At 70.8% G+C, this 20,377-nt stretch carries 19 protein-coding genes; 2 read left to right on the top strand and 17 right to left on the bottom strand.

The features are described from left to right. Positions 1–4: 4 nt before the first annotated feature. Together ACWPN7_RS09415 and ACWPN7_RS09410 are read right to left on the bottom strand one after the other, a co-directional pair. Positions 5–841 (bottom strand): phosphoenolpyruvate hydrolase family protein, encoded by an 837-nt coding sequence (locus ACWPN7_RS09415; RefSeq protein ID WP_040137909.1) that lies wholly within the window; start codon positions 839–841, stop codon positions 5–7. A gap of 13 nt (positions 842–854) precedes the next feature. Then, entirely contained in the window at positions 855–2,090 is a 1,236-nt protein-coding gene (locus tag ACWPN7_RS09410; RefSeq protein WP_459197523.1) for a Tm-1-like ATP-binding domain-containing protein, read from the bottom strand. A gap of 105 nt (positions 2,091–2,195) precedes the next feature. Between ACWPN7_RS09410 and ACWPN7_RS09405 the strand changes: the two genes are divergently transcribed. Continuing rightward, complete coding sequence (locus ACWPN7_RS09405) at positions 2,196–3,992, top strand: phosphoenolpyruvate hydrolase family protein (protein ID WP_456530732.1); 1,797 nt, start codon at positions 2,196–2,198, stop codon at positions 3,990–3,992. Here ACWPN7_RS09405 and ACWPN7_RS09400 read toward each other — a convergent pair. Further along, a complete protein-coding gene (locus tag ACWPN7_RS09400; RefSeq protein ID WP_459197524.1) occupies positions 3,974–4,588 on the bottom strand; it encodes a phosphoenolpyruvate hydrolase family protein in 615 nt (204 codons plus the stop codon). The genes ACWPN7_RS09405 and ACWPN7_RS09400 overlap by 19 nt on opposite strands. Before the next feature lie 187 nt (positions 4,589–4,775). Between ACWPN7_RS09400 and ACWPN7_RS09395 the strand changes: the two genes are divergently transcribed. Then, a complete protein-coding gene (locus ACWPN7_RS09395) occupies positions 4,776–6,005 on the top strand; it encodes an ABC transporter substrate-binding protein (protein ID WP_459197525.1) in 1,230 nt (409 codons plus the stop codon). Between the two features lie 34 nt (positions 6,006–6,039). On the opposite strand, the gene ACWPN7_RS09390 is transcribed toward ACWPN7_RS09395, so the two are convergent. From ACWPN7_RS09390 to ACWPN7_RS09325, 14 genes are all read right to left on the bottom strand, one after another. Further along, a complete protein-coding gene (locus ACWPN7_RS09390) occupies positions 6,040–7,251 on the bottom strand; it encodes a YlbE family protein (RefSeq protein WP_149649314.1) in 1,212 nt (403 codons plus the stop codon). Positions 7,252–7,287: 36 nt separating this feature from the next. Continuing rightward, entirely contained in the window at positions 7,288–7,773 is a 486-nt protein-coding gene (locus ACWPN7_RS09385; protein ID WP_051658733.1) for a MarR family winged helix-turn-helix transcriptional regulator, read from the bottom strand. A gap of 98 nt (positions 7,774–7,871) precedes the next feature. Continuing rightward, positions 7,872–8,252 (bottom strand): oxalurate catabolism protein HpxZ, encoded by a 381-nt coding sequence (gene hpxZ, locus ACWPN7_RS09380; RefSeq protein WP_040137906.1) that lies wholly within the window; start codon positions 8,250–8,252, stop codon positions 7,872–7,874. Then, complete coding sequence (locus tag ACWPN7_RS09375; RefSeq protein WP_456530734.1) at positions 8,249–9,427, bottom strand: amidase; 1,179 nt, start codon at positions 9,425–9,427, stop codon at positions 8,249–8,251. The genes hpxZ and ACWPN7_RS09375 overlap by 4 nt, the downstream gene beginning before the upstream one ends. A gap of 118 nt (positions 9,428–9,545) precedes the next feature. After that, complete coding sequence (locus ACWPN7_RS09370) at positions 9,546–10,238, bottom strand: SRPBCC family protein (RefSeq protein WP_459197526.1); 693 nt, start codon at positions 10,236–10,238, stop codon at positions 9,546–9,548. 4 nt (positions 10,239–10,242) lie between these two features. Beyond that, positions 10,243–10,731, bottom strand: coding sequence for a (2Fe-2S)-binding protein (locus ACWPN7_RS09365; RefSeq protein WP_201044078.1), 489 nt, complete (start codon positions 10,729–10,731; stop codon positions 10,243–10,245). Further along, on the bottom strand, positions 10,728–11,540 hold the full coding sequence (locus tag ACWPN7_RS09360; protein WP_407825819.1) for an FAD binding domain-containing protein: 813 nt from the start codon (positions 11,538–11,540) through the stop codon (positions 10,728–10,730). The genes ACWPN7_RS09365 and ACWPN7_RS09360 overlap by 4 nt, the downstream gene beginning before the upstream one ends. Beyond that, the gene (locus tag ACWPN7_RS09355) at positions 11,537–13,906 is read right to left on the bottom strand and encodes a xanthine dehydrogenase family protein molybdopterin-binding subunit (protein WP_459197527.1); all 2,370 of its coding nucleotides are present in this window, start codon (positions 13,904–13,906) and stop codon (positions 11,537–11,539) included. Before ACWPN7_RS09355 ends, ACWPN7_RS09360 begins: the two co-directional genes overlap by 4 nt. A gap of 23 nt (positions 13,907–13,929) precedes the next feature. Then, a complete protein-coding gene (locus ACWPN7_RS09350) occupies positions 13,930–14,634 on the bottom strand; it encodes an ABC transporter ATP-binding protein (protein WP_014199601.1) in 705 nt (234 codons plus the stop codon). Further along, the gene (locus ACWPN7_RS09345; RefSeq protein ID WP_051658731.1) at positions 14,621–15,439 is read right to left on the bottom strand and encodes an ABC transporter ATP-binding protein; all 819 of its coding nucleotides are present in this window, start codon (positions 15,437–15,439) and stop codon (positions 14,621–14,623) included. Before ACWPN7_RS09345 ends, ACWPN7_RS09350 begins: the two co-directional genes overlap by 14 nt. Then, the gene (locus ACWPN7_RS09340) at positions 15,436–16,473 is read right to left on the bottom strand and encodes a branched-chain amino acid ABC transporter permease (RefSeq protein ID WP_201044074.1); all 1,038 of its coding nucleotides are present in this window, start codon (positions 16,471–16,473) and stop codon (positions 15,436–15,438) included. Before ACWPN7_RS09340 ends, ACWPN7_RS09345 begins: the two co-directional genes overlap by 4 nt. Further along, positions 16,470–17,249, bottom strand: a complete 780-nt coding sequence (locus ACWPN7_RS09335; protein ID WP_492273258.1) for a branched-chain amino acid ABC transporter permease — start codon at positions 17,247–17,249, stop codon at positions 16,470–16,472. The genes ACWPN7_RS09340 and ACWPN7_RS09335 overlap by 4 nt, the downstream gene beginning before the upstream one ends. 306 nt (positions 17,250–17,555) lie before the next feature. Further along, the gene (locus ACWPN7_RS09330; RefSeq protein WP_014199597.1) at positions 17,556–18,710 is read right to left on the bottom strand and encodes an ABC transporter substrate-binding protein; all 1,155 of its coding nucleotides are present in this window, start codon (positions 18,708–18,710) and stop codon (positions 17,556–17,558) included. Positions 18,711–18,784: 74 nt separating this feature from the next. Further along, positions 18,785–20,374 carry a gamma-glutamyltransferase family protein gene (locus ACWPN7_RS09325; protein WP_459197528.1) on the bottom strand — a complete coding sequence of 530 codons (1,590 nt, stop codon included), beginning with the start codon at positions 20,372–20,374 and terminating at the stop codon, positions 18,785–18,787. Between the last annotated feature and the right edge of the window lie 3 nt (positions 20,375–20,377).

Here is a 20,377-nt window from a genome sequence, read left to right as displayed (position 1 = left end):
CCCTTCAGCGTTGCTTGGTGATGGCCTTGAAGCGGCGCGTCTGCTCGGTCAGCGCGGTTTCCGTCGGCAAGCGTTCCATGCTGGACGCCCCGTAGAAGCCGTGGCAGACGGTGCACGCGCCGAGGACGAAGGAGGCGTCCTCCGGCGTGGCGATCGGGCCGCCGTGGCACAGCACGATCACGTCCTTGCGCACCCGCAGGGCCGCCTCCGCCCAGGCGTCGATCTTCGGCACGCAATCCTTCAGCGACAGCGCCGTTTCCGCCCCGATGCTGCCGCCGGTGGTCAGGCCGAGGTGGCAGACGATGACGTCGGCCCCGGCCTCGGCCATCGCCACCGCCTCCCCTTCCGAGAAGACGTAGGGCGTGGTCAGCAGATCCAGCTCATGGGCGGCACGGATCATATCCACCTCCAGCCCGTAGCCCATGCCGGTCTCCTCCAGGTTGGCCCGGAAGACGCCGTCGATCAGCCCCACGGTCGGAAAGTTCTGCACGCCCGAAAAGCCCAGATCGGCCAGCCGTCGCAGGAACTGGTCCTGGATCATGAAGGGATCGGTGCCGTTGACGCCGGCCAGCACGGGGGTGTGTCGCACCACCGGCAGCACCTCGCGCGCCATGTCGACGACGATCTCGTTGGCGTTGCCGTAGGCGAGCAGCCCCGCCAGCGAGCCGCGCCCGGCCATGCGGTAGCGGCCGGAGTTGTAGATGACGATCAGGTCGATCCCGCCCGCCTCCTCGCATTTGGCGGACAGCCCGGTTCCGGCGCCGCCGCCGACGATGGGTTCGCCGCGGGCCATCATGCCGCGGAACCGGTCGAGGATTTGTTGACGGGGAATGCGGGGCATCGTCGAAGGCTCCTTATGGCGTCGTGCCGTGGCCGGCCGCGGCGATGTCCCGGAAGGCCCGGACGAGCGCGGCGGCGAAGGCGGGGTCGTTGATGTTGTGGGGAAGGCGGATCAGCCGGCGCGCGTCCGTCTGCTCGACGGTGCGCTCCAGCGCATCGAACAGCGCGGCGTCCGCTTCGGGATCGTGGAAAGGCTGGCCCGGCGCGTCGAGCACCGACACACCCCCTTCGGGGATGAGGAAACGCACCGGCCCGGTGAAGGCGTTCAGCTTGCGGCCGATCCAGGCACCCATCGCCCGGTTCTCCTCCGCCGTGGTGCGCATCAGCGTGACCTGGGGGTTGTGCACGTAGAACAGCCGGTCGCGGTAGCGGTCGGGCACGGTGTCGCGCGGGCCGAAATTCACCATGTCCAGCGCGCCGCAGGACCCGACATAGGGGATGCCGGCCCGCGCGATGGCGTCCAGCCGCTCCTCCCCGGCGCTGAAGACGCCGCCCATCAGCAGGTCGCAGACCTCGGTGGTCGTCACGTCCAGCACCCCCGCCAGCAGACCCGAGGCGACGAGCTTCTCCATCGCCCGCCCGCCGGTGCCGGTGGCGTGGAAGACCAGGCAGTCGTAGGCGGGGTCGAGCGCCTGGGACAGCTGCGTGACGCAGGGGGTCGTCACGCCGAACATGGTGAGGCCCAGCGCCGGCTTGGTGTCCGTCTCGGGGATTGCGCGCGCCACCATGCCGGCCATCGCGTGGGCGGCGTTGCCCAGCACACGGCGCGAAATCCGGTTCAACCCGGCGACGTCGGTGACCGAGGCCATCATGCAGAGGTCCGTTCCGCCGACGTAGGACGCCACGTTGCCCGACGCGACGGTGGACACGATCAGCTTGGGCGTCCCCACCGGAAGCGTCCGCATGCCCGGCGCGATGATCGCCGTGCCGCCGGAACCGCCCAGCCCGATCATGCCGGCGACGTCGGAACGCCGCTCGACGAAGCGCCGGAACGCGTCGGCCATGCGCGACACGGCCAGCCCGCGGTCGTCGGTGCCCAGCACCGCCTCCGCCCCGTCGGGGTGGCAGGAGGCCACGTCCCGCGCCGGGACGTCGGCCGGGACGGCGGGCGGGCGGGTGCCCACATCGACCGTCACCGTGCGCAGCCCCTCCGCCGCGATCAGCCCCCGCACATAGTCCAACTCGATTCCCTTGGTGTCGTAGCAGCCGACGACATAGACCGTCGCCGCGCCTTGCTCCGCATCCGCCATGGCCGGGCCTCCTCCCTTCGTCTTTTCCGGAAGTGTAGGCCGCCCGCCGGGGGTGCCAACCGGAGCGTTGCGGCGGAGCGGGTAATATTGGGTATAGTGGTTGGCATGACCCATGACCGCGTGCCCCATCACCGGACTCAGCTGCTGGACGATCTGCGACGGGCCTGCGCGGGCCGGCACACGCTGCTGGTCGGCGCCGCCATCGGCACCGGCCTCGCCGCCCGCGCGGCGGCGCGCGGCGGCGCCGACTTCCTGCTGGCGCTGGCCGCGGGACGCTTCCGCACCATGGGGGCGTCGTCCATCGCCACCATGCTGGCATTGCGCGACAGCAACGCCTTCGTCGCCGACTTCGCCTGCTCGGAGATCGTCGACGCGACGCCGATTCCGGTCTTCTTCGGCGCCTGCGCCTGGGGCCTCGCGGAGGAGGAGTTTTCTCCCCTCATGGAGCGGCTGCGCGGCTGGGGATTCGCCGGCGTGGTGAATTTCCCGACCGTGTCGCATGTCGACGGGCGCTTCCGCGAGGCGCTGGAGCGCACCGGCCTGGGCTTCGCGCGGGAGGTCCGCCTGCTGGAGGCGGCGCGGGCGGCCGGGCTGGCGACCGTCGGCTATTTCCGCCGCCGGGAGGAGGCGCTGGCGCTCGCCCAGGCGGGGGTAGACGTCTATTGCTTCAACATCGGCTGGAACGCCGGCGGCGCCGTGGGCGTGCCCAGCGGGGAGTCGGTGCTTCAGGTCGGCAACCGCGCCCGCGGCCACATCAAGGCGATCCGCACCGCCGACCCCGGCGCGCTGTGCGTGATCGAGGGCGGGCCGATCACCACCCCGCAGGAGATGCACGAGGCCTGCCGCGAGGCGCGCGCCGACGGCTACATCGGCGGCTCGACCATCGACCGCCTGCCCTCGGAAAGCTCGATGGAGGAGATGACCGCCGCCTTCAAGCTGGTCTCAACCCTGCAGCGGCGCATCGACCGGCTGGAGCGCCGCCTCGACCAGACCGGCCAGGGGATGGGGCTGGTTGGCCGCACCGACGCGCTGGTGGAGGCGCGGGCGCGGCTGGAGCATCTCGGCGCCGACGGCGGGCCGGTGTGGGTCGCCGGGCCGGACGGCAGCGGGCGCTCGCTGGTGGCCACTCTGCTGCACGGGCGCGGGCCGCAGCGCCAGCGTCCGCCGATGACCGTCGACGCCCGCCATCTGGACGGCGGGTGGCTGTTCGGGGCGGAGCCGGCGGACGGCGGACGCCGCCGCCTCGGCTGGGTCGAGGCCGCCAACGGGACGACGCTGGTGATCGAGAACGCGGAAGGACTGGCGCCCGGCACGCAGGCCGAGCTTGCCGCCTTCCTGGAGCGCGGCAGCTTCCGCCGCCAAGGCGGCCAGGACAGCCTGCGCTCCAACGCGCGGATCATCCTGATCGGAACGGCGGGTCTGGAGGCCGCGGCCGGCGCCGGGACGCTCGTGCCCGACCTGGCCCGCCGCCTCGCCCGACGCGACATCGACCTGCCGCCGCTGAGCGAGCGGCTGGACGACATTCCACTGCTGGTCGAGCATTTCGCGGCGGCGCTGCGCCCGTCAGCGGGTCCCGTGCGCCTATCGCCACGGGCGTTCCGGCTGCTCATCGCCCATGACTGGCCGGGCAACCTCCGCGAACTCCGCGCCGTGGTGGAGCAGGCGCTGGACGGCAGCGGCGATGTCATCGAGGCGGAAGCCCTGCCCGCCCTGGACGGCAAGCGCACGGGCCGCCCACGCCCCGACGCGCCCGGAGACCGGTCGCCCAAACAGTCAGAACGGGACTGGATTCTCGACGGCCTGCGGCGGCACCGCTTCCGCCGGGGGGAGACGGCCCGTTTCCTCGGCCTGTCGCGCAAGACGCTCTACAACAAGATGCGCCACTACGGCCTGTTGGAGTGACCGGCGTCGGGCGGAAGCACCAGCCCGTCGGCCGTCCGCCTCATGACGTCATGATGGTCCTCGAAGCCGGCCGGCCGATAGAGGAGGACGGGACCGCCGCCCTCTCCACGCAGTTCGGCGGCGACCGCGGTGGCGTTCGCGACCGCCTCGGCGTCGCGTGACGGATCGCCGGTCGCGGCGCCCGGATGCACGACGAGGCGCCCCGCACCCGCCGCCCGCAGGCGCCGGCCGATGTCCGCGTCGGCGGCGAAGCCGGTGACGGCGAATCCCGCACAGGCGGCCTGCTCAAGGAACGACACCTCCCGCTCCGCACCGAGCCCGACGCCGCGCAGCGTCTCGCCGGTTTCCCCGTCGAACAGCGCGGTGGTGGGGAAATTGGCGACCGCCTGCACCCCGAACCGGCGCAGGGTTTCCAGGAACGGCCCCACCGGCCGGAAGGGGTCGACGGCCAGCACGCCGACGCACACCCCCTCCGGCACGCCATCCGGCGATTCGGCCAAGGCGGCGAACAGCCGCCCGTTGCTGTCCTGGACGGGAAGCAGGGCCAGATACTCGGCGCGGTCCACCGGATGCCCGCCGAAGGCCGGACAGAACAACCTCTCATTGGGCATTTCCGCCAAAGGACAGAACGCAGAAACGATTTGTACGTCGAACCGACCTTTTTTCCCCATTTTACCCATGCTCCGGATCGCGCGCCGTTGTGGAATCGACCATGGGGCGGGACGGTATGGCAACGGGTTTCGGTGAAGGCTCGCCGGGACGACGCAAAACAGGGAGGAATCGATGAAGCGTCAGTTGGGCACCGCGCTGCTGTCTGGGACCGCGCTGCTGCTCGCCACCATGCTGCCGGCGGCGGCGCAGCAAGGGGCCAGGATCTCGAACGACGTCGTCCGGATCGGGGTCATCACCGACCTGTCCGGGGCCTTCTCCGACCAGAGTGGCCGCGGCTCCATCGCCGCCGCGCAGATGGCGGTGGAGGATTTCGGCGGCACGGTGCTGGGCAAGCCCGTCGAGGTGCTGACGGCCGACCACCAGAACAAGGTGGATGTGGGCTCGGCCATCGTGCGCGAGTGGATCGACGCGCAGAACGTCGATCTCATCCAGGACGTGGCGAACTCCGGTCTGGCGCTGGCGGTGGCGGACATCGTCCGCGACAAGAACCGCGTCGCCATCTTCAACGGCCCGTCCGTCACCCGCCTGACCGGCGACAAATGCACGCCCAACACCATCCACTACGCCTACGACGCCTACGCGCTGGCCAAGGGCACCGGGGCGCAGACGATCAAGCAGGGCGGCGACACCTGGTACTTCCTCACCGTCGATTTCGCCTTCGGCCACGGGCTGGAGGAGAACACGGCGAAGATCGTCCAGGAGAACGGCGGCAAGGTCCTGGGCGCCGTGCGCTTCCCGCTGAACAACCTCGATTTCGCCTCCTACGTCACGCAGGCGCAGGCGTCGGGTGCCAAGATCGTCGGCCTCGCCACCACCGGGATGGACGCGCGCAACGCCATCAAGGCCGCCTCCGAGTTCGGCCTGACCCAGAGCGGCCAGCAGCTCGCCGGCCTCCTGCTGTTCGACACCGACGTCCACGCCCTCGGGCTGGAGGCGACGCAGGGGATGTACCTGACCACCGCCTTCTACTGGGACCGCGACGACGAGACCCGCGCCTTCTCCCGGCGTTTCCACGAGCGGGTGAAGATCATGCCGAACATGGGGCAGGCCGGGGTCTACTCCTCGACGCTCGCCTACCTCAAGGCCATAGAGGCCGCCGGCACCGACGAGGCCGGCCCGGTCATGGAAAAGCTGAAAAGCATGCGGATCAACGACGTGTTCGTGAAGGACGGCTGGGTGCGCGAGGACGGCCGCTTCATGCGCGAGATGTACCTGATGCAGGTGAAGAAGCCTTCGGAGTCCAAGTACCCCTGGGACTACTACACCCTGCGCGCCACGATCCCCGCGGAGGAGGCCTTCCGGCCGCTGTCGCAGAGCGACTGTCCCCTCGTGAAGAAGTGACGGGGAGTCCCGTCTGACCCGCGGCCCTCGGACGTCAGGCGCGACGGTCGGGAGCGTCCGGGAAGCCGGCGCGGCTCCGCGCGTCCACCGCGGCCACCGCCTCGGCGTGGCAGGAGGGCGGATGCCAGGCGAGGCCGCGCCCGACGATCCCGTCCTCCCCCGCCGCGTGCAGGGCGGCCAGGCAGACCGGGGGCACCGGGCCGCCCAGCAACACGGCGCGAGCGTCCAGCCCGACGCGCCGCCCGTGGACGGGATGGTCGGCGCAGAGCAGCCGGTCTGCCGCCGCGATGGCCGTCTCGGCCGCCGCCCCCAGCTCCGCCCGCAGCAGCGGGGCGGCGTCGAGGGCCAGCGCGCCGAAGCCCAGCGCGTCGATGACGGCGCTGTCCCCGATCGCCGGCAGGCGTGGGCGGGGAGCACTGCCGGGAGAGCCGATGTCCGGCCCCTGCGGTGCGGCCACCGGCGCGCTCGCCCAGCCCTCGCCCATCATGCCGGACAGACGCAGCCCGAAGCGCACCCCATTGCCGCCGGCCGCCGTCACCAGCGCCGACCCCGGCACGCCGTCGGCGGCCAGCATCACCGCCTTGCAGGCGGCCATCCAGGGATTGAGGAAGAACTGCCCGGCCTCCTTCAGGAAGGCACAGACCTCACCGGTCCCGCCCAGCCGCGACACCAGCGTCTCGGTCAGCAGGGCCGAGGCCACCCCGACACGCCCGTGCAGCTCGTCCCCCTGCTCCATCGCCTCGCGCGCAATGCCACGCAGTTCCACTGCCCCGATTCCGGCCAGCGCCGAGCCGACCGCGCCGTGCAGCAGGCGCAGCCGCTCCACCACCGCGCCGCTGACGATGCCGAAACGCAAAGCGGGGCCGCCGCCCTCGTTGAGCGGGCTGTAGGCGCGGGCGCCGGAGCCGCCGGCATCCTCCACCACATGCAGCCACATCGACCGCGACACGACGGCGGCGAGCGGGGTGACCACGCCGAAGTCCTGCGCCGGACGCAGGGTTACGGCGCCGCTGCGCACCAGGGCGCGGGCCTCCTCCACGCTGCCGGCCATGCCTTCGAACAGCAGCGCCGCGGCGGCAGCGTTGAGGATCGGCGGGCAGATCTCCGCCGGATCGGCGAAGGGCGGTCCGGCGTGCAGCAGCGTGTGGCGGTCCAGCCCGATCCGCTCCCCGGCGGTTCCGGTCTCCGTCCACAGCGGATCGGCGGCCAGCATCCGTTCCACGGCCCGCGCGGTGGCGTCGTTCATCGCGTATGTCCCCAGGTCTCGATGTTGTCCGTGCCTTTACGGCAGATGCAGCGGGGCGCGGCCGTAGCCGTTGCTGGCGTCGACCAGATGCAGCAGGTAGCGCAGGAAGACCGCGCGGTCCTCCTTCAGCAGGGGCGCGATGGTGCGGTCGTGGGCGCGCTGAGCCTTCTTGTCCATGCGGCGCAGCAGCTTCCGGCCCTCCGCGGTGATGGCGGCCAGCTTCATGCGCTTGTCCACCGGGCTGGCCCGGCGCTGGATCAGCCCGCGCTCGGCCAGCCGGGCCAGAACGCCGGCGGTGGTCGTGCGGTCGATGCCGATCTGGGCGCCCAGCGTCACCTGATCCAGGTCGGGCCGGTCCACCAGGGCGGTCAGCACGCTGTACTGGACGGGGGTGATGTTGAACTCCGCGCACTCCTCCATGAACATGGCGACGTGGATCTGGTGCAGGCGGCGGATGAGGAATCCGGGACGCTCCGCCAGGACGCGGTACGCCTCTTCGATCAGGGGGTCGTCTAATGTCATCGCGGGCGGTCCGTCGGAGCGGGTTTGGGAAAGCGGCGAACAGAGAGAGGATGGCGGCGGGCCGGAGGATCGGCAACCGGGCCGGATGGCCGCAACGTCTAGCCCATCAGCGACACATGCGCGGCGACGATCCGCCAGCCCTCCGGCATGCGGACCCAGGTGTGGCTCTGCCGCCCGACGCGCTCGGTGGACGGGCGCGTGAACTCGGTGTTGGCGGTCGCCATGTCGCGGCCATAGGTGGTGATGACGGTGTTGCGCAACACCCGGTCCAGCCCCGCCGCGGGGCGGCCCTGGCGGAAGGCGGCGATGGCGTCGTAGCCGTACAGGTTCTCGCCCACGCCGTAGCGCAGGGTCGCCGGGTGGTTCCAGAACAGCTCGTCCAGGACCGCTACGTCGTTGCCGGTCAGCGCGCGCTCGTAGCGCTCGAAGGCGGCGGTGACCTCGGCCACCACCTCGGGGATGTTGATTTCAAGCGTCATGCGAACAGTTCCTCGGCAATGGACAGAAGCGTCGAATCGCTGCCGCGCGGCCCGATCAGCGACAGGCCGAGCGGGCAGCCCTGGAGCCGCGCCGCGGGAATGGAGAGTTGCGGCAGGCCAGCCAGACCGGCGGGGCAGAGGATCGCCAGCGCCCGCCCGCGCTCCGCGTCCACCGCCGCCCCCGACGAGCCGCGCAGCGGCGCGATGCCCGGCGCGCTGGGCAGGACGATCAGCCCGTCCGTCCCCAACAGGCCGTCCATCCGCCGCCGGATGCCAGCCCGTGTCTCCGCCGCCGCACGGGCCAGGGCAGGGTCGAGCGTCGCCGCCGCGGCGAAGCGGTCGCGCACCCCCGGCCCGAAGGTCGGTTTCGTCGCCGTGATCCAGGCGCCGTGCGCCGCCCAGGCTTCGGCGGCCTGGAGCGTCTGGAAGACCGGACGCCATTGCTCCAGCCCCTCCGGGGCCAGTGTCACGGTCTCCGCACCCCCGAACCGCTCGCGCAGCCGGTCCAAGGCCGGGGTGAGGGCGGCGCGCACCGCCTCCCCCGCGATGGCGAAGGCGTCCTCGGCGACCAGCAGGCGGCGGAAGGCCAGATCGGGTCCCAGAGTGGACGACGGCAGCAGCACCGCCCCGACGCGGCGGAGCAGCGCCGCCTCCCACGCGAACCAGCCCACCGTGTCGAAGCTCGGCGCCAACGGCACGGAGCCGTCCAGCGGAACCGCCCCGTGGGTGGGCCGGATGCCGTAGAGGCCGCAGTAGCTCGCCGGCAGGCGGACCGACCCGCCGGTGTCCGTCCCGATGGCGAAGTCCACCGCCCCGCCCGCCACCGCGGAGGCCGACCCGCTGGAGGAACCGCCGGGGATGCGGCCCGGCGCCTGCGGGTTTTCCGGGGTGCCATAATGGGCGTTCTCGCCGGCCAGGCTCCAGGCCAGCTCGTCGGTCAGCGTCTTGCCGGCAACGCGCGCCCCGGCGTCGAGCAGGCGCTGCACGGCGGGCGCGGTCTCCTGTGGGACTTCGTGGGTGCGCAGCCAGTCCGGGTTGCCGGCCCCGGTGGGAAGGCCGGCGATGTGGAACAGGTCCTTCACCGCGAAGCGCAGCCCGGCCAGCGGGCCGCTTGCGGCTCCGGCGACCTCGGTCCGGCCGTAGGGGACGAAGGCGTTCAGGGGGTCGTTCGGCATGATGCGGGTTTGGGTCTCGTCAGAATTCCAAAATCCCCTCTCCCCTCCGCTCACGCGCAAACGAAGTTTGCGCTGACGCGGCAGGCGGACCTTTGGTCCGCCGACAGCGGGGAGAGGGTCAGGGTGAGGGGGTTGCGCTTTTGCCGGACGCACCGCCGCGCGCATCCCCCTCACCGGCCCTCCGGGCCACCCTCTCCCCAGAGGGGAGAGGGTTGGAAAAGAGCTTGCGCAACCAATCCTTCAACATGCTCCACAGCAGATTGCCAGCGTTCAATTCCTTGGCGGGCTCGGGAGCGGGTTCCGGGGCCGGAGCGGCCACCACGTCAGACGACGCAGCCGCCGCCACCTCCGCCACCGGTGCGGTCGCGGCGAGCTTGGCTTCCAGGTTGCGGGCGAATTCGGCGGTCAGGCGGTTGGCGATCTCCTGCACGATGGCGCCGCGGCTGAACTGGGCCAGAACGCCGGTCAGCGTGAAATCGACGGTCAGGTCGATGCGCGTCACCGGCCCCTCCTCCACAACGGCGAAGGTCACGTCGGCCTTGGCGCGGGAGTTGTTCTTGGGGTCGGTTCCCTGGCCGTGGATGACGCCGGTGTGGGTCGCCTCGTCCATCGTCAGCGTGCCCTCGCCCACGAAGGCGGCGGCGATGGGGCCGAGCTTCACGCGCATCTGCCCGAAGATCCGGTCGCCCTCGCGCGGCTTGGTCAGCGAAGCGCCGGGCATGCAAGCGATCACCTGCTCCACGTCGCCGAGCAGCGGCCAGACGCGGGCGCGCGGGAAGTTGACGGCAAGGGTCTGGGTCATGGTCGGCATGGGCTTACCCCGCGTTCGTGTTGCGCGCGTCGATGACGCGGCGGATGGCGTTGACGATCCCGACATAGCCGGTGCAGCGGCACAGGTTGCCGCTCATCGCCGTGCGGATCGCCGGGTTGTCGGCGTCCGGGCAGCGCAGCACCACGTCACGCGCCGCCACCAGCATCCCTGGCGTGCAGAAGCCGCACTGGAGCCCGTGCTCGGCCGAGAAGGCCTCGCGCAGCTCCGCGGCGACGGGGTCGTCATCCAGCCCCTCCACCGTAGTGATGGACCGCCCGTCGCAGGCCACCGCGAAGGTGATGCAGGAGCGCGCCGGCTCGCCGTCGATCAGGATGGTGCAGGCGCCGCACACGCCGTGCTCGCAGCCCAGATGGGTGCCGGTCAGCAGCTCCCGCTCGCGCAGGAAGTCGCCGAGATGCTGGCGCGGCGGCACGCTGGCCTCGACCCGCGTGCCGTTGACGGTCAGGGAAATGGTTTTGGCGTGGGCGCTCATGACATCACCTGCGCGATGGCGCGCTTCAGCGCGACGGTGTGGGTCCGAAGGGCGATGGGGTCGTCCGCGGCGGGGCTGCCGGCGAGATGGGCGGCCATCGCCGCTTCCGTGCAGCCGTCCGCGAACAGGGCGGGGCCGTCGATCACCACCGGCTTGCCGGAGGTCGCACCGACGACGCAGCGCTGGACGCCACGGGCCGGGTCGATCAGCACCGCGCCGGTGGCGTGGGAGAACTCGCCGGTCTTGCGGCAGACCTTGTAATAGCCCCAGCGCGCCCGCTCGGACAGGGCGGGCACACGGATTTCCGCGACGATCTCGCCCGGTTGCAGGGCCGTTTCGAAGACACCCAGGATAAAGTCGGTCATCGGCACGTTGCGCCGTCCGCCCGTGCCGGCGATCACCACGTCCGCGCCGAGCGCGGTCAACACGTTCACCCAGTCCGCCGCCGGGTCGGCGTGGGCGAGGCTGCCGCCGATGGTGCCGCGGTTGCGCACCGCGCGGTAGGCGATCACCGCCGCCACGGATGGCAGGACACCGCGCGTCACGTCCGGATAGTCGCCGTCCTCCAGCCGCGCGTGGGTGACGCAGGCCCCGATGACCAGCCGGTCGCCCTCCTGGCGGATCGTTTGAAGCTCGGCGATGCGGGTGATGTCCACCAGCAGCTCCGGCTGGGCCAGCCGCAGGTTCAGCATGGGGCCGAGCGACTGGGAGCCGGCCACCGGCCGCACCATCACGTCCTCGCGCGCCAGAAGTTCCAGCGCCGCGTCCAGCGTCGCCGGCTGGGCGTAGTCGAAATCGACCGCCTTCATGCCGCACCCCGCTTGCCCGCAATGGCGGAGAGAATGACCTCCGGGGTCATCGGTGCGTTCGTCACGATGACTCCCAGCGGCTTCAGCGCGTCGTTGATGGCGTTGCAAATCGCGGCCGGCGGGGCGATGGCGCCGCCCTCGCCGATGCCCTTCACGCCGAACTCGGTGTAGGGCGAAGGCGTCAGCATGTGGATGATCCTCACGTGCGGGACCTCGGTGAATCCGGGGATCAGGTAATCCGCGAAGGTGGAGGCGAGCGGCTGGCCCTCCGCGTCGTAGGGCATCCGCTCGTAAAGCGCGGTGCCGACGCCCTGGGCGACGCCGCCGTAGATCTGGCCGTCGACGACCATCGGGTTGACCATGGTCCCGGCGTCCTCGACCACCACGTAGTCGAGGATTTCGACCTGCCCGATCTCCGGGTCCACGGCCACCGCCACGGCGTGGGTGGCGTAGGAGAAGGTGCCGTGGTCGCTGCCCGGCTTGTAGCCGGCGGTGACCTCCAGCCCGCCGCGGTCCACGTCGGCGGGGAGGAGCTGCGGCGCGCGGTACCAGGTGTGGGCGATCTCGCGGATGGTCACCGCGGCGGCCCCGGCCTTCACCGACCCGCCGTCCAGAACCACCCCGTCCGGCCCGGCCTGCATCAGGTGCGCGCCGATCTTGCGCAGCCGCTCGGCAAGCGTGCGGCAGGCGGTGGCGACGGCGCCGCCGGCCATGACCATGCTGCGCGACCCCCAGGTGCCCGTCGAATAGGGCGTCAGGCCGGTGTCGCCGTGCACCAGCTTGATCTTCTCCAGCGGGATGCCCAGCACCTCGTGCGCGACCTGGGCGAAGGTGGTCTCCATGCTCTGGCCGTGCGACTGCACGCCGACGCGCAGCTCCAGCCCGCCATCCGGGGTGATGCGGGCCTGCGCCTGCTCGTGCCCCGGCACCATGGGAATGCCCCAGCCGTGATAGACGGCGGTGCCGTGGGCCGACTGCTCGCAATAGGTGGCGAAGCCGACGCCGATCAGCCGACCATCCGCCTCCCCGGCCTTCTGGCGGGCGCGCCAGCCCTCAAGTTCGATGGCGGCGACGGCGCGGCGGACGGATTCGGGATAGTCGCCGCTGTCGAAATGCTTCCTCGTCACGTTGTCGAAGGGCATCTTCTCCGGCGGGACGAGGTTTTCCAGCCGCACCTGCCACGGCTCCCGCCCGACGGCGTCGGCCACGGCGTCGATCATCTGCTCCATGGCGAAGCACACGCCGGTGCGCGCCACGCCGCGGTAGGGGACGATCGGCGGCTTGTTGGTGCAGACTGAGAAGGTGCGGCAGCGGTAATGCGCGAAGTCGTAGGGGCCGGGCAGGATGCTGCCGACCTGTGCGGCCTCCAAGCAGGCCGAGAAGGGATAGACGGAATAAGCCCCGGCATCGACCCAGGCGTCGGCCTCGATGCCCAGCAGCCGCCCGCGCGCGTCGGCGTAGGCGGTGATCTCGTAATGGTGCTCGCGGGCGTTGGCAGCGGCGACCAGATGCTCCCGCCGGTCCTCGGTCCAGCGGACGGGGCGGTCGAGCCGCATGGCGATCCAGGCGGCCACGATCTCCTCGGGCTGGAGCAGACCCTTCCAGCCGAAGCCGCCACCGACGTCCGGCGCCACCACGCGGATCAGCCCCTGGTCGAGGCCCAGGCATTCCGACAGGCCGGCGCGCACGATGTGCGGCATCTGGGTCGAGGTGGTCAGGACGAGCTGTTCGACATGGCGGTCCCAATGGGCGACCACGCCCTTGCCCTCCAGCGGCACCATGCACTGGCGCGCCGTTCGGATGGTCCGCGACACCTTCACCGGGGCGGTGGCGGCGATCTCCGCGATGTTGCCGCCGACGTTGGTCTCCAGGAAGACGTTGTCCGGCCAGTGGTCGTGCACCTTCGGCGCGCCCGGCGTCACCGCCTCCAGCATGTCGGCATTCACCGGCAGCTCGGCGTAGTCGACGAAGACGGACGCCGCGATGTCCTCGGCCTCGGCGCGGGTGGCGGCGACGCAGACGGCCACCGGCTCGCCGACGAAGCGCACCTTGCCGTCGGCCAGCGCCGGCTGCTCCGACACCTTGAAGCCGGGCAGGCCCGAGACGGCGCGGATCGGCTTGACGCCGCCCGCCGCCAGATCCGCCCAGGTGAAGACGGCGCCGCGGTGCTCCTCCGGGATCTCGATGCCGGTGATGGTGGCGTGGGCGACCGGGCTGCGCACGAAGGCCAATTCCTTCATGCCGACCAGGGCGATGTCGCCGACGAAGCGGCCCCGCCCGCGCAGCAGCCGGTCGTCCTCCTTGCGGCGAACCCGCGCGCCGACACCGGAACCGGCGCCCGATCCAGCGGTGCTAACCTCTCCCATTCCCTGACCCTCTCGTTTCTTGCTTAACCGCCCAGATAGGCGCGCTGGATGTGGTCGTTGGCGAGCATGGCCTGCCCCGTGCCCTGCTCCATCACCTGCCCGCTTTCCAGCAGATAGGCGCGGTCGCACATGTCGAGCGCGGCGTAGGCGTTCTGCTCGACCATCAGCACAGTGGTCCCTTCCCGGCGGATGTCCGACACGATCTCGAAGGTGCGCTCCACGAGGTTGGGGGCGAGGCCGAGCGACGGCTCGTCGAACAGCACGATCTTCGGGCGCGACATCAGCGCCCGCGCGATGGCCAGCATCTGCTGCTCGCCGCCCGACATGGTGCCGGCGGGCTGGTTCAGCCGCTCCTTCAGGCGGGGGAAGCGGTGGAACAGCCGCTCCATGTCCTGCGCCACCGCCTGATGGTCGCGGCGCAGATAGGCGCCCATCTCCAGATTCTCGCGCACGGTCAGGTGGGGGAAGACGCGCCGCCCCTCCGGACAGTGCGCCACGCCCAGCGCCAGCACCGTGCGGGGCGCGGCGTTGCCGATCTCCCGCCCCTCGAAGGTGATGCGGCCCGAGGCCAGCGGCAGCAGGCCGCTGATGGCGCGCAGCGTGGTGGTCTTGCCGGCGCCGTTGGCGCCGATCAGGGTGACCAGCTCCCCCTCCTCCACCGTCAGCGAGACGTTGCGGAGCGCCGGGATCTGGCCGTAGCAGACGGTGATCCCCTCAACCTTTAGCATGCTTCACCCCCTGGCCCAGATAGGCCTGGATCACGTCCGGGTTGGCGCGAATGACCTCCGGCGGGCCTTCCGCGATGATGCGCCCATGGTTCAGCACCACCACGCGGTCGGAGATGGTCATGACCATGCGCATGTCGTGCTCGACCAGCAGGATGGTCACGCCGCGGTCGCGGATGCGCTGGACGACGCCCATGAAGGCCTCCGTTTCCGACGGGTTCAGCCCGGCGGCGGGCTCGTCCAGCAGCAGCAGCTTCGGATCGGCGGCCAGCGCGATGGCGATGCCGAGCAACCGCTGCTCGCCGTAGGCGAGGTTGCCGGCCAGCTCATCGGCGCGGTGCGACAGCCCGACGAAGGCCAGGATCTCGGCCACCGCCGCCCGCATCCGCTCCGTCTCCGCCCGCACGGAGGCGAGCCGCAGCAAGGCGCCCCAGGTCTCCGCCCGGCCCTGCCGGTGCATCCCGGTCAGCACATTGTCGAAGACGGTGCAGCCGGCGAAGATGCTGGTGCGCTGGAAGGTGCGCACGACGCCCAGGCCCGCGATGCGGTTGGAGGACAGGCGCGTCAGGTCGGTGCCGCGGAACAGCACCTTGCCGCCGGTCGGCTTCAGGAAGCCGGTGATGACGTTGAAGGCGGTCGTCTTGCCCGCCCCGTTGGGGCCGATCAGGCTGACGATCTCCCCCTCCGGCACGGCGAAGCTCATCGAGGCGATGGCGATCAGGCCGCTGAAGTGCACGGCGACCTCGCGCACCTCAAGGATTGGCGCGGCCAGGATCGGCGCGGCGGATTCGTCGAACGCGAAGCTCATGCCGAGGTCTCCTTGCGCAGGCCAAGCGCCGTCCCGGCGACGCGCTTGCGGCGGCCGGCGAACCAGTTCTTCACCGCCGGAACGATGCCCTGCGGCAGGAAGAAGACGACCACGATCATGGCGACGCCGTAGATGATCCACTGCACCTCGGGCCGCGCCACCTCGCGCAGCACCTCGGGCAGGATGCCGAAGGCGAGGCCGCCGACGATCGGACCGGCCAGCGTGCCCTTGCCGCCCGTCACCACCATGATGACCATGGTCACCGTGTAGATGAACATGAAGACGTCCGGATCGACGATGCGGATGTAATGGGTGTAGAGCCCGCCCGCGGCACCGGCCATGCCCGCCGCGATCACCGTGGCGACGACCAGATAGCGCGTCACGTCGATCCCGACGGAGCGCGCCAGCGACTCGTTCTCGCGCAGCGCCACCAGCGCCCGGCCGACCCGCGACTGCACCAGCCGCTGGATCACCAGGAAGCAGACCACCGCAACCGCCAGCACCAGAAGGTAATTGTATTCCTTCTTGTAGAGCGGGAGCACCCCGTCCCACGGCAGCCACACCGACAGCGGCGGGATGTTGTTCAGCGCCATCGGCCCCTCGGTCAGGTCCACCCAGTTCAGCGCGACCATGCGCATGACCTGGGCGAAGCTGATGGTGACGATGACGAAGTAGGCCCCGCGCACCCGAAAGGCGAGCTTGCCGATCAGGAAGCCGAACAGCGCCGCCATCAGGATGCCGCCGAGGAAGGCGACCCACACCGGCTGCGGCCCCAGCACGAAGGGTTCCGCCCCGCCGAGATCGAGGTCGAAGCCCAGCGACAGCAGCGCGCTGGTGTAGGCCCCGATGCCGAAGAAGGCGATGTGGCCGAGGCTGAGCTGCCCGGTGTAGCCGAGCAGCAGGTTCAGGCTCATCGCCCCGATGATGAAGATGCCGGTCGAGGTCAGGACGTAGAGGATGTACTGGTCGCCCAGCCACAGCGGCCCGACCGCCATGAATAGGACGAACAACCAGGGGAGGAGACGCGTCGTCATCCGATCCGCTCCTTCATGGCGAAGAGACCCTGGGGCCGCACGATCAGCACGGCGATGATCAGCAGGAAGCCCATGGCGTCGCGGTAGCCCGACGACAGATAGCCGGCGCCGAACTCCTCGGCGAGCGCCAGGACGAAGCCGCCGATGGTGGCGCCGGGGATGTTGCCCAGCCCGCCCAGGATGACGATGGCGAAGGCCTTCAGCGCCACCAGATCGCCCATGGTCGGCGTGACCACGAAGATCGGGCCGAGCAGCGCCCCCGCCGTGGCGGCGAGGCCGGAGCCGAGCGCGAAGGTCAGCGTGTACATCAGCCCGCGGTTGACGCCCATCAGCGCCGCCGTGTCCGGGTCCTGGAAGGTGGCGCGCATGGCCACGCCGAGCTTGGTCCGGTTGATGAGCAGGTAGAAGCCGCCCAGCAGCAGCAGCGCCACGCCCAGGACGAACAGCCGGTTCATGCCCACCGACACCGACCCCAGCACCACCGGCTCGGTCGGGAAGGGGCTGGGCACGGACTTCGCGACACCGCCCCAGACCAGCTGCTCGCCGGCCTGCATGGCGATGCCGGCGCCAATCATCACCAGCATGGTGGTGTCGATGTCGGCGCCCTTCAGCGGCCGCAGCAGCGTGAATTCGATCAGCGCGCCCAGCGCCATGCCCAGCAATGCTGCCATCGCCAGGGACATGAAGAAGTTCAGCCCCATCATCCCGGCCAGCATGTAGGCCATGTAGGCGCCGAAGGTGTAAAGCTCGCCATGGGTGAAGTTGACCACGCGCATGATGCCGAAGATCAGCGTCAGGCCGATTCCCAGCAGCGCGTAGGTCCCCCCAGGACCACGGCGTTCAAAAGGTGCTGCAGATGCGCTTCCACCGCGTGTCTCCTTACTTCCCCTCTTCCGTCCCGGGAGAGGGTGGCGCCGAAGGCGCCTCTCGCGCTGGCTGAAAGCCAGCGCTGACGGCGACAGGCGGATGCCTATGGCATCCGCTGAGAGCCGGGTGAGGGTCGCCCGAGGATCGAGGCGCTGATCCTTGCCGGTACCCTCACCCTTCCCACGCCTTCGGCGCGGGCGTTTGAAAGGAGGGCCTTACGGCATCGTCACCTTGCCGTCCTTCACCTGGACGACGTAGACGTTGGCCTCGTTCTGGCCGCTCTCCTTGCCCTCCGGGCCGTCCTTCTTGAAGGCGATGTCGCCGTTCACGCCGTCCAGCTTGACGGTCCACAGCGCGTCGCGGATGGCCTGCGGCTCGGCCTTGCCGGCCTTCTTGATGGCTTCCACGATGGTCATGATGCCGTCATAGCCGCGGTAGCCCTCGGTCAGGCCGGCGAAGTCGTAGCCCTTCTTGTTCCAGCCATCGACGAAGGTCTTGGCGACCGTCGGGTGCACCGCCTTCTCCGGGAACCAGGGGGCGAAGAACAGCGTGAAGTAGCCGCCGTCCGCTGCGGCACCCGCCTGCGCGATGAGCTGGTCGGGGGAGGAGGAGCCGCCGTTGGTGATGACCCGGTGCGGCAGGCGCAGCTCCGCCGCCTGCTTCAGGATCAGGGTGATCTGCTCGACGCCGGTGGTGACGAACAGCGTGTCGCCGCCCGACTGCTTGATGCTGGAGAGCTGTGCCGACAGGTCGGTGGCCTCCGGCGCCATCGTCTCGGTGACGCCGATCTTGACGCCCTTGGCCTGGAGCATCTTGCGGAACTCGTCCGCCGAGCCGCGGCCGAAGTCGTTGTTCACCGCCAGGAAATCGGCCTTCTGGATGGCCGGCTGGAAGTGGTCCAGCTTCTCCGCGAAGGACTTGGCCTCCATGGCGGAGGTCGGGGCGATGCGGAACACCCACGGGTTGCCCGAGGTGGTGATCTTGGTCGAGGAGGAGGTCTCCACCACCATCGGCACGCCGTATTCCACCAGCTTCGGCATCACCGCCAGGGTGAAGGTGGAACTCCAAGCGCCCATCAGCACCGGGACCTTGTCGCGCACGATCAGCTTCTCGGCGGAGGCGACGGCCTCCTTCGGGTTGCTCTTGTTGTCCTCGATGATCAGCTGGATCTTCTTGCCGAGAACGCCGCCGTTGGCGTTCACGACCTCCTCCGCCACCCGCGCGCCGTTGGCGACGTAGTTGCCCGACGCGGCGACCGCGCCGGTCAGCGGCTGGGTCACGCCGATCTTGATCGTCTCCTGCGCAAAGGCCACGCCCGGCGCCAGCAGCGCGGCGCTCAGCAGCAACGCCGTGGTCTTCATCGTCCGCATGTCGTCTAGCCCCCTCTTTTTGATTTGAACCGTCAGTAAGCAGCGGTCACTTGGTGGTGTTCACCCAATGGCACTCACCAGGCAGCGACCGCGCCGTCGCTGCGGGGATCGGTCGCCCCCTCCAGCGTTCCGTCGGCATGGCGGACGATGGCGCCCGCATGCCCCATGGTGCTCGTGTACGGATCGAGCAGTTCGACCGTGTGCCCGGCGTCGCGCAGGGCGGCGACCAGGGCGGGGTCGAAGCGGCTTTCCAGCTTCAGCGTCACGCTGTCCTCGCCCCAGGTGCGGCCGAGCAGCCAGCGCGGCGCCGTGACGGCGGCCTGCAGGCCCTGCCCGAACATCGCGTAGCGGGAGAAGACGGCGGCCTGCGTCTGCGGCTGCCCCTCCCCGCCCATGGTGCCGTAGACCATGCTGCGCCCGTCGTCGAAGCGGGCCATCGCCGGGTTCAGCGTGTGGAAGGGCTTGCGGCCCGGCACCAGCGCGTTCCAGCCTTCCTCCGCCAGTCGGAAGGAGGCGCCGCGGTTCTGCCAGGTGATGCCAGTCTCCGGCAGGACGAGGCCGGAGCCGAATTCGAAATAGACGCTCTGGATCATGCTGACGGCGCGGCCCTGGCCGTCGATCACACCCAGCCACACCGTGTCGCCGGGCTTGGTGACATGCGGCCAGGGCAGCGCGCGGGCGCGGTCGATGGTCGCCGCCAGCCCATCCAGCACCGCGTCGTCGAGGAAGCTCTGCGCCTCCCGCCCCATGTAGGCCGGGTCGCCGACCTCGCGGTCGCGGACCAGGAAGGCCTGCTTGGTCGCCTCGATCAGCCCGTGGATGTGGTCGAAGCCCTCGCCCTCCGTCACGCCCAGCCGGTCGAACAGCGCGAGGATCATCAGCGAGGCCAGACCCTGCGTCGGCGGCGGGTGGTTGAACAGCCGCGCCCCGCGCACGCCGACCGACAGGGCCGGTCGGCGGTGCGCCGCGTGGGCCGCGAGATCCGCCGCGTCCACCGGCGCGCCGGCGCGCTGCAAATCCGCCGCGATGGAGGCGGCGAGCGGCCCGCGGTAGAAGCTCTCCAGCCCCTCCGCCGCCAGCCGGCGCAGCGTGGCGGCCAGCGCCGGCTGCTTCAGCGTGGAGCCCTCCAGCGGCACGGCGCCGCCCGGCAGGAAGGTGCCGGCGAAGCCGGGAACGTCCTTCAGCTCGTGCAGCTTCTGACAGGTCAGCCCTTCCTGGCTGGCGGTCACCGGGATGCCCTGCTCGGCGTGGGTGATGGCCTCGTCCAGGATGCGGGCGAGCGGCAGCGGCTCGGCCCAGCCGGCGCTGACGGCCAGCGCCTCGCGCCAGCCGTCGATGGTGCCGGCGACCGTGTTCGCCGCCAGCGGCCCGCGCCAGGGCACGGTGGCGTGGCCGTGGCGCCGGTAGAGGTCGAGCGAGACGGCCTTGCCCGCCCCGCCGCAGGCGTCGATGGCGACGGGGTCGCGTCCCGGCTCGGCGATCAGCCAGAAGCCGTCGCCGCCGATGCCGGTCATGTGCGGGTAGACGACGGCCAGCGCCGCGGCGACCGCGACCGCCGCCTCGACGGCGGTGCCGCCGTCGCGCAGGATCTGGAGGCCGGCTTGGCTGGCGAGATGGTGCGGGGAGGTGACCATTCCCCGGCGGCTGCGCGGCGTGTTCAGCATGGG

Source organism: Azospirillum sp. UENF 312511, from assembly GCF_058780635.1.
Note: the sequence above shows the minus strand (reverse complement) of the source record. Positions and strands in the feature narration are given on the sequence as shown.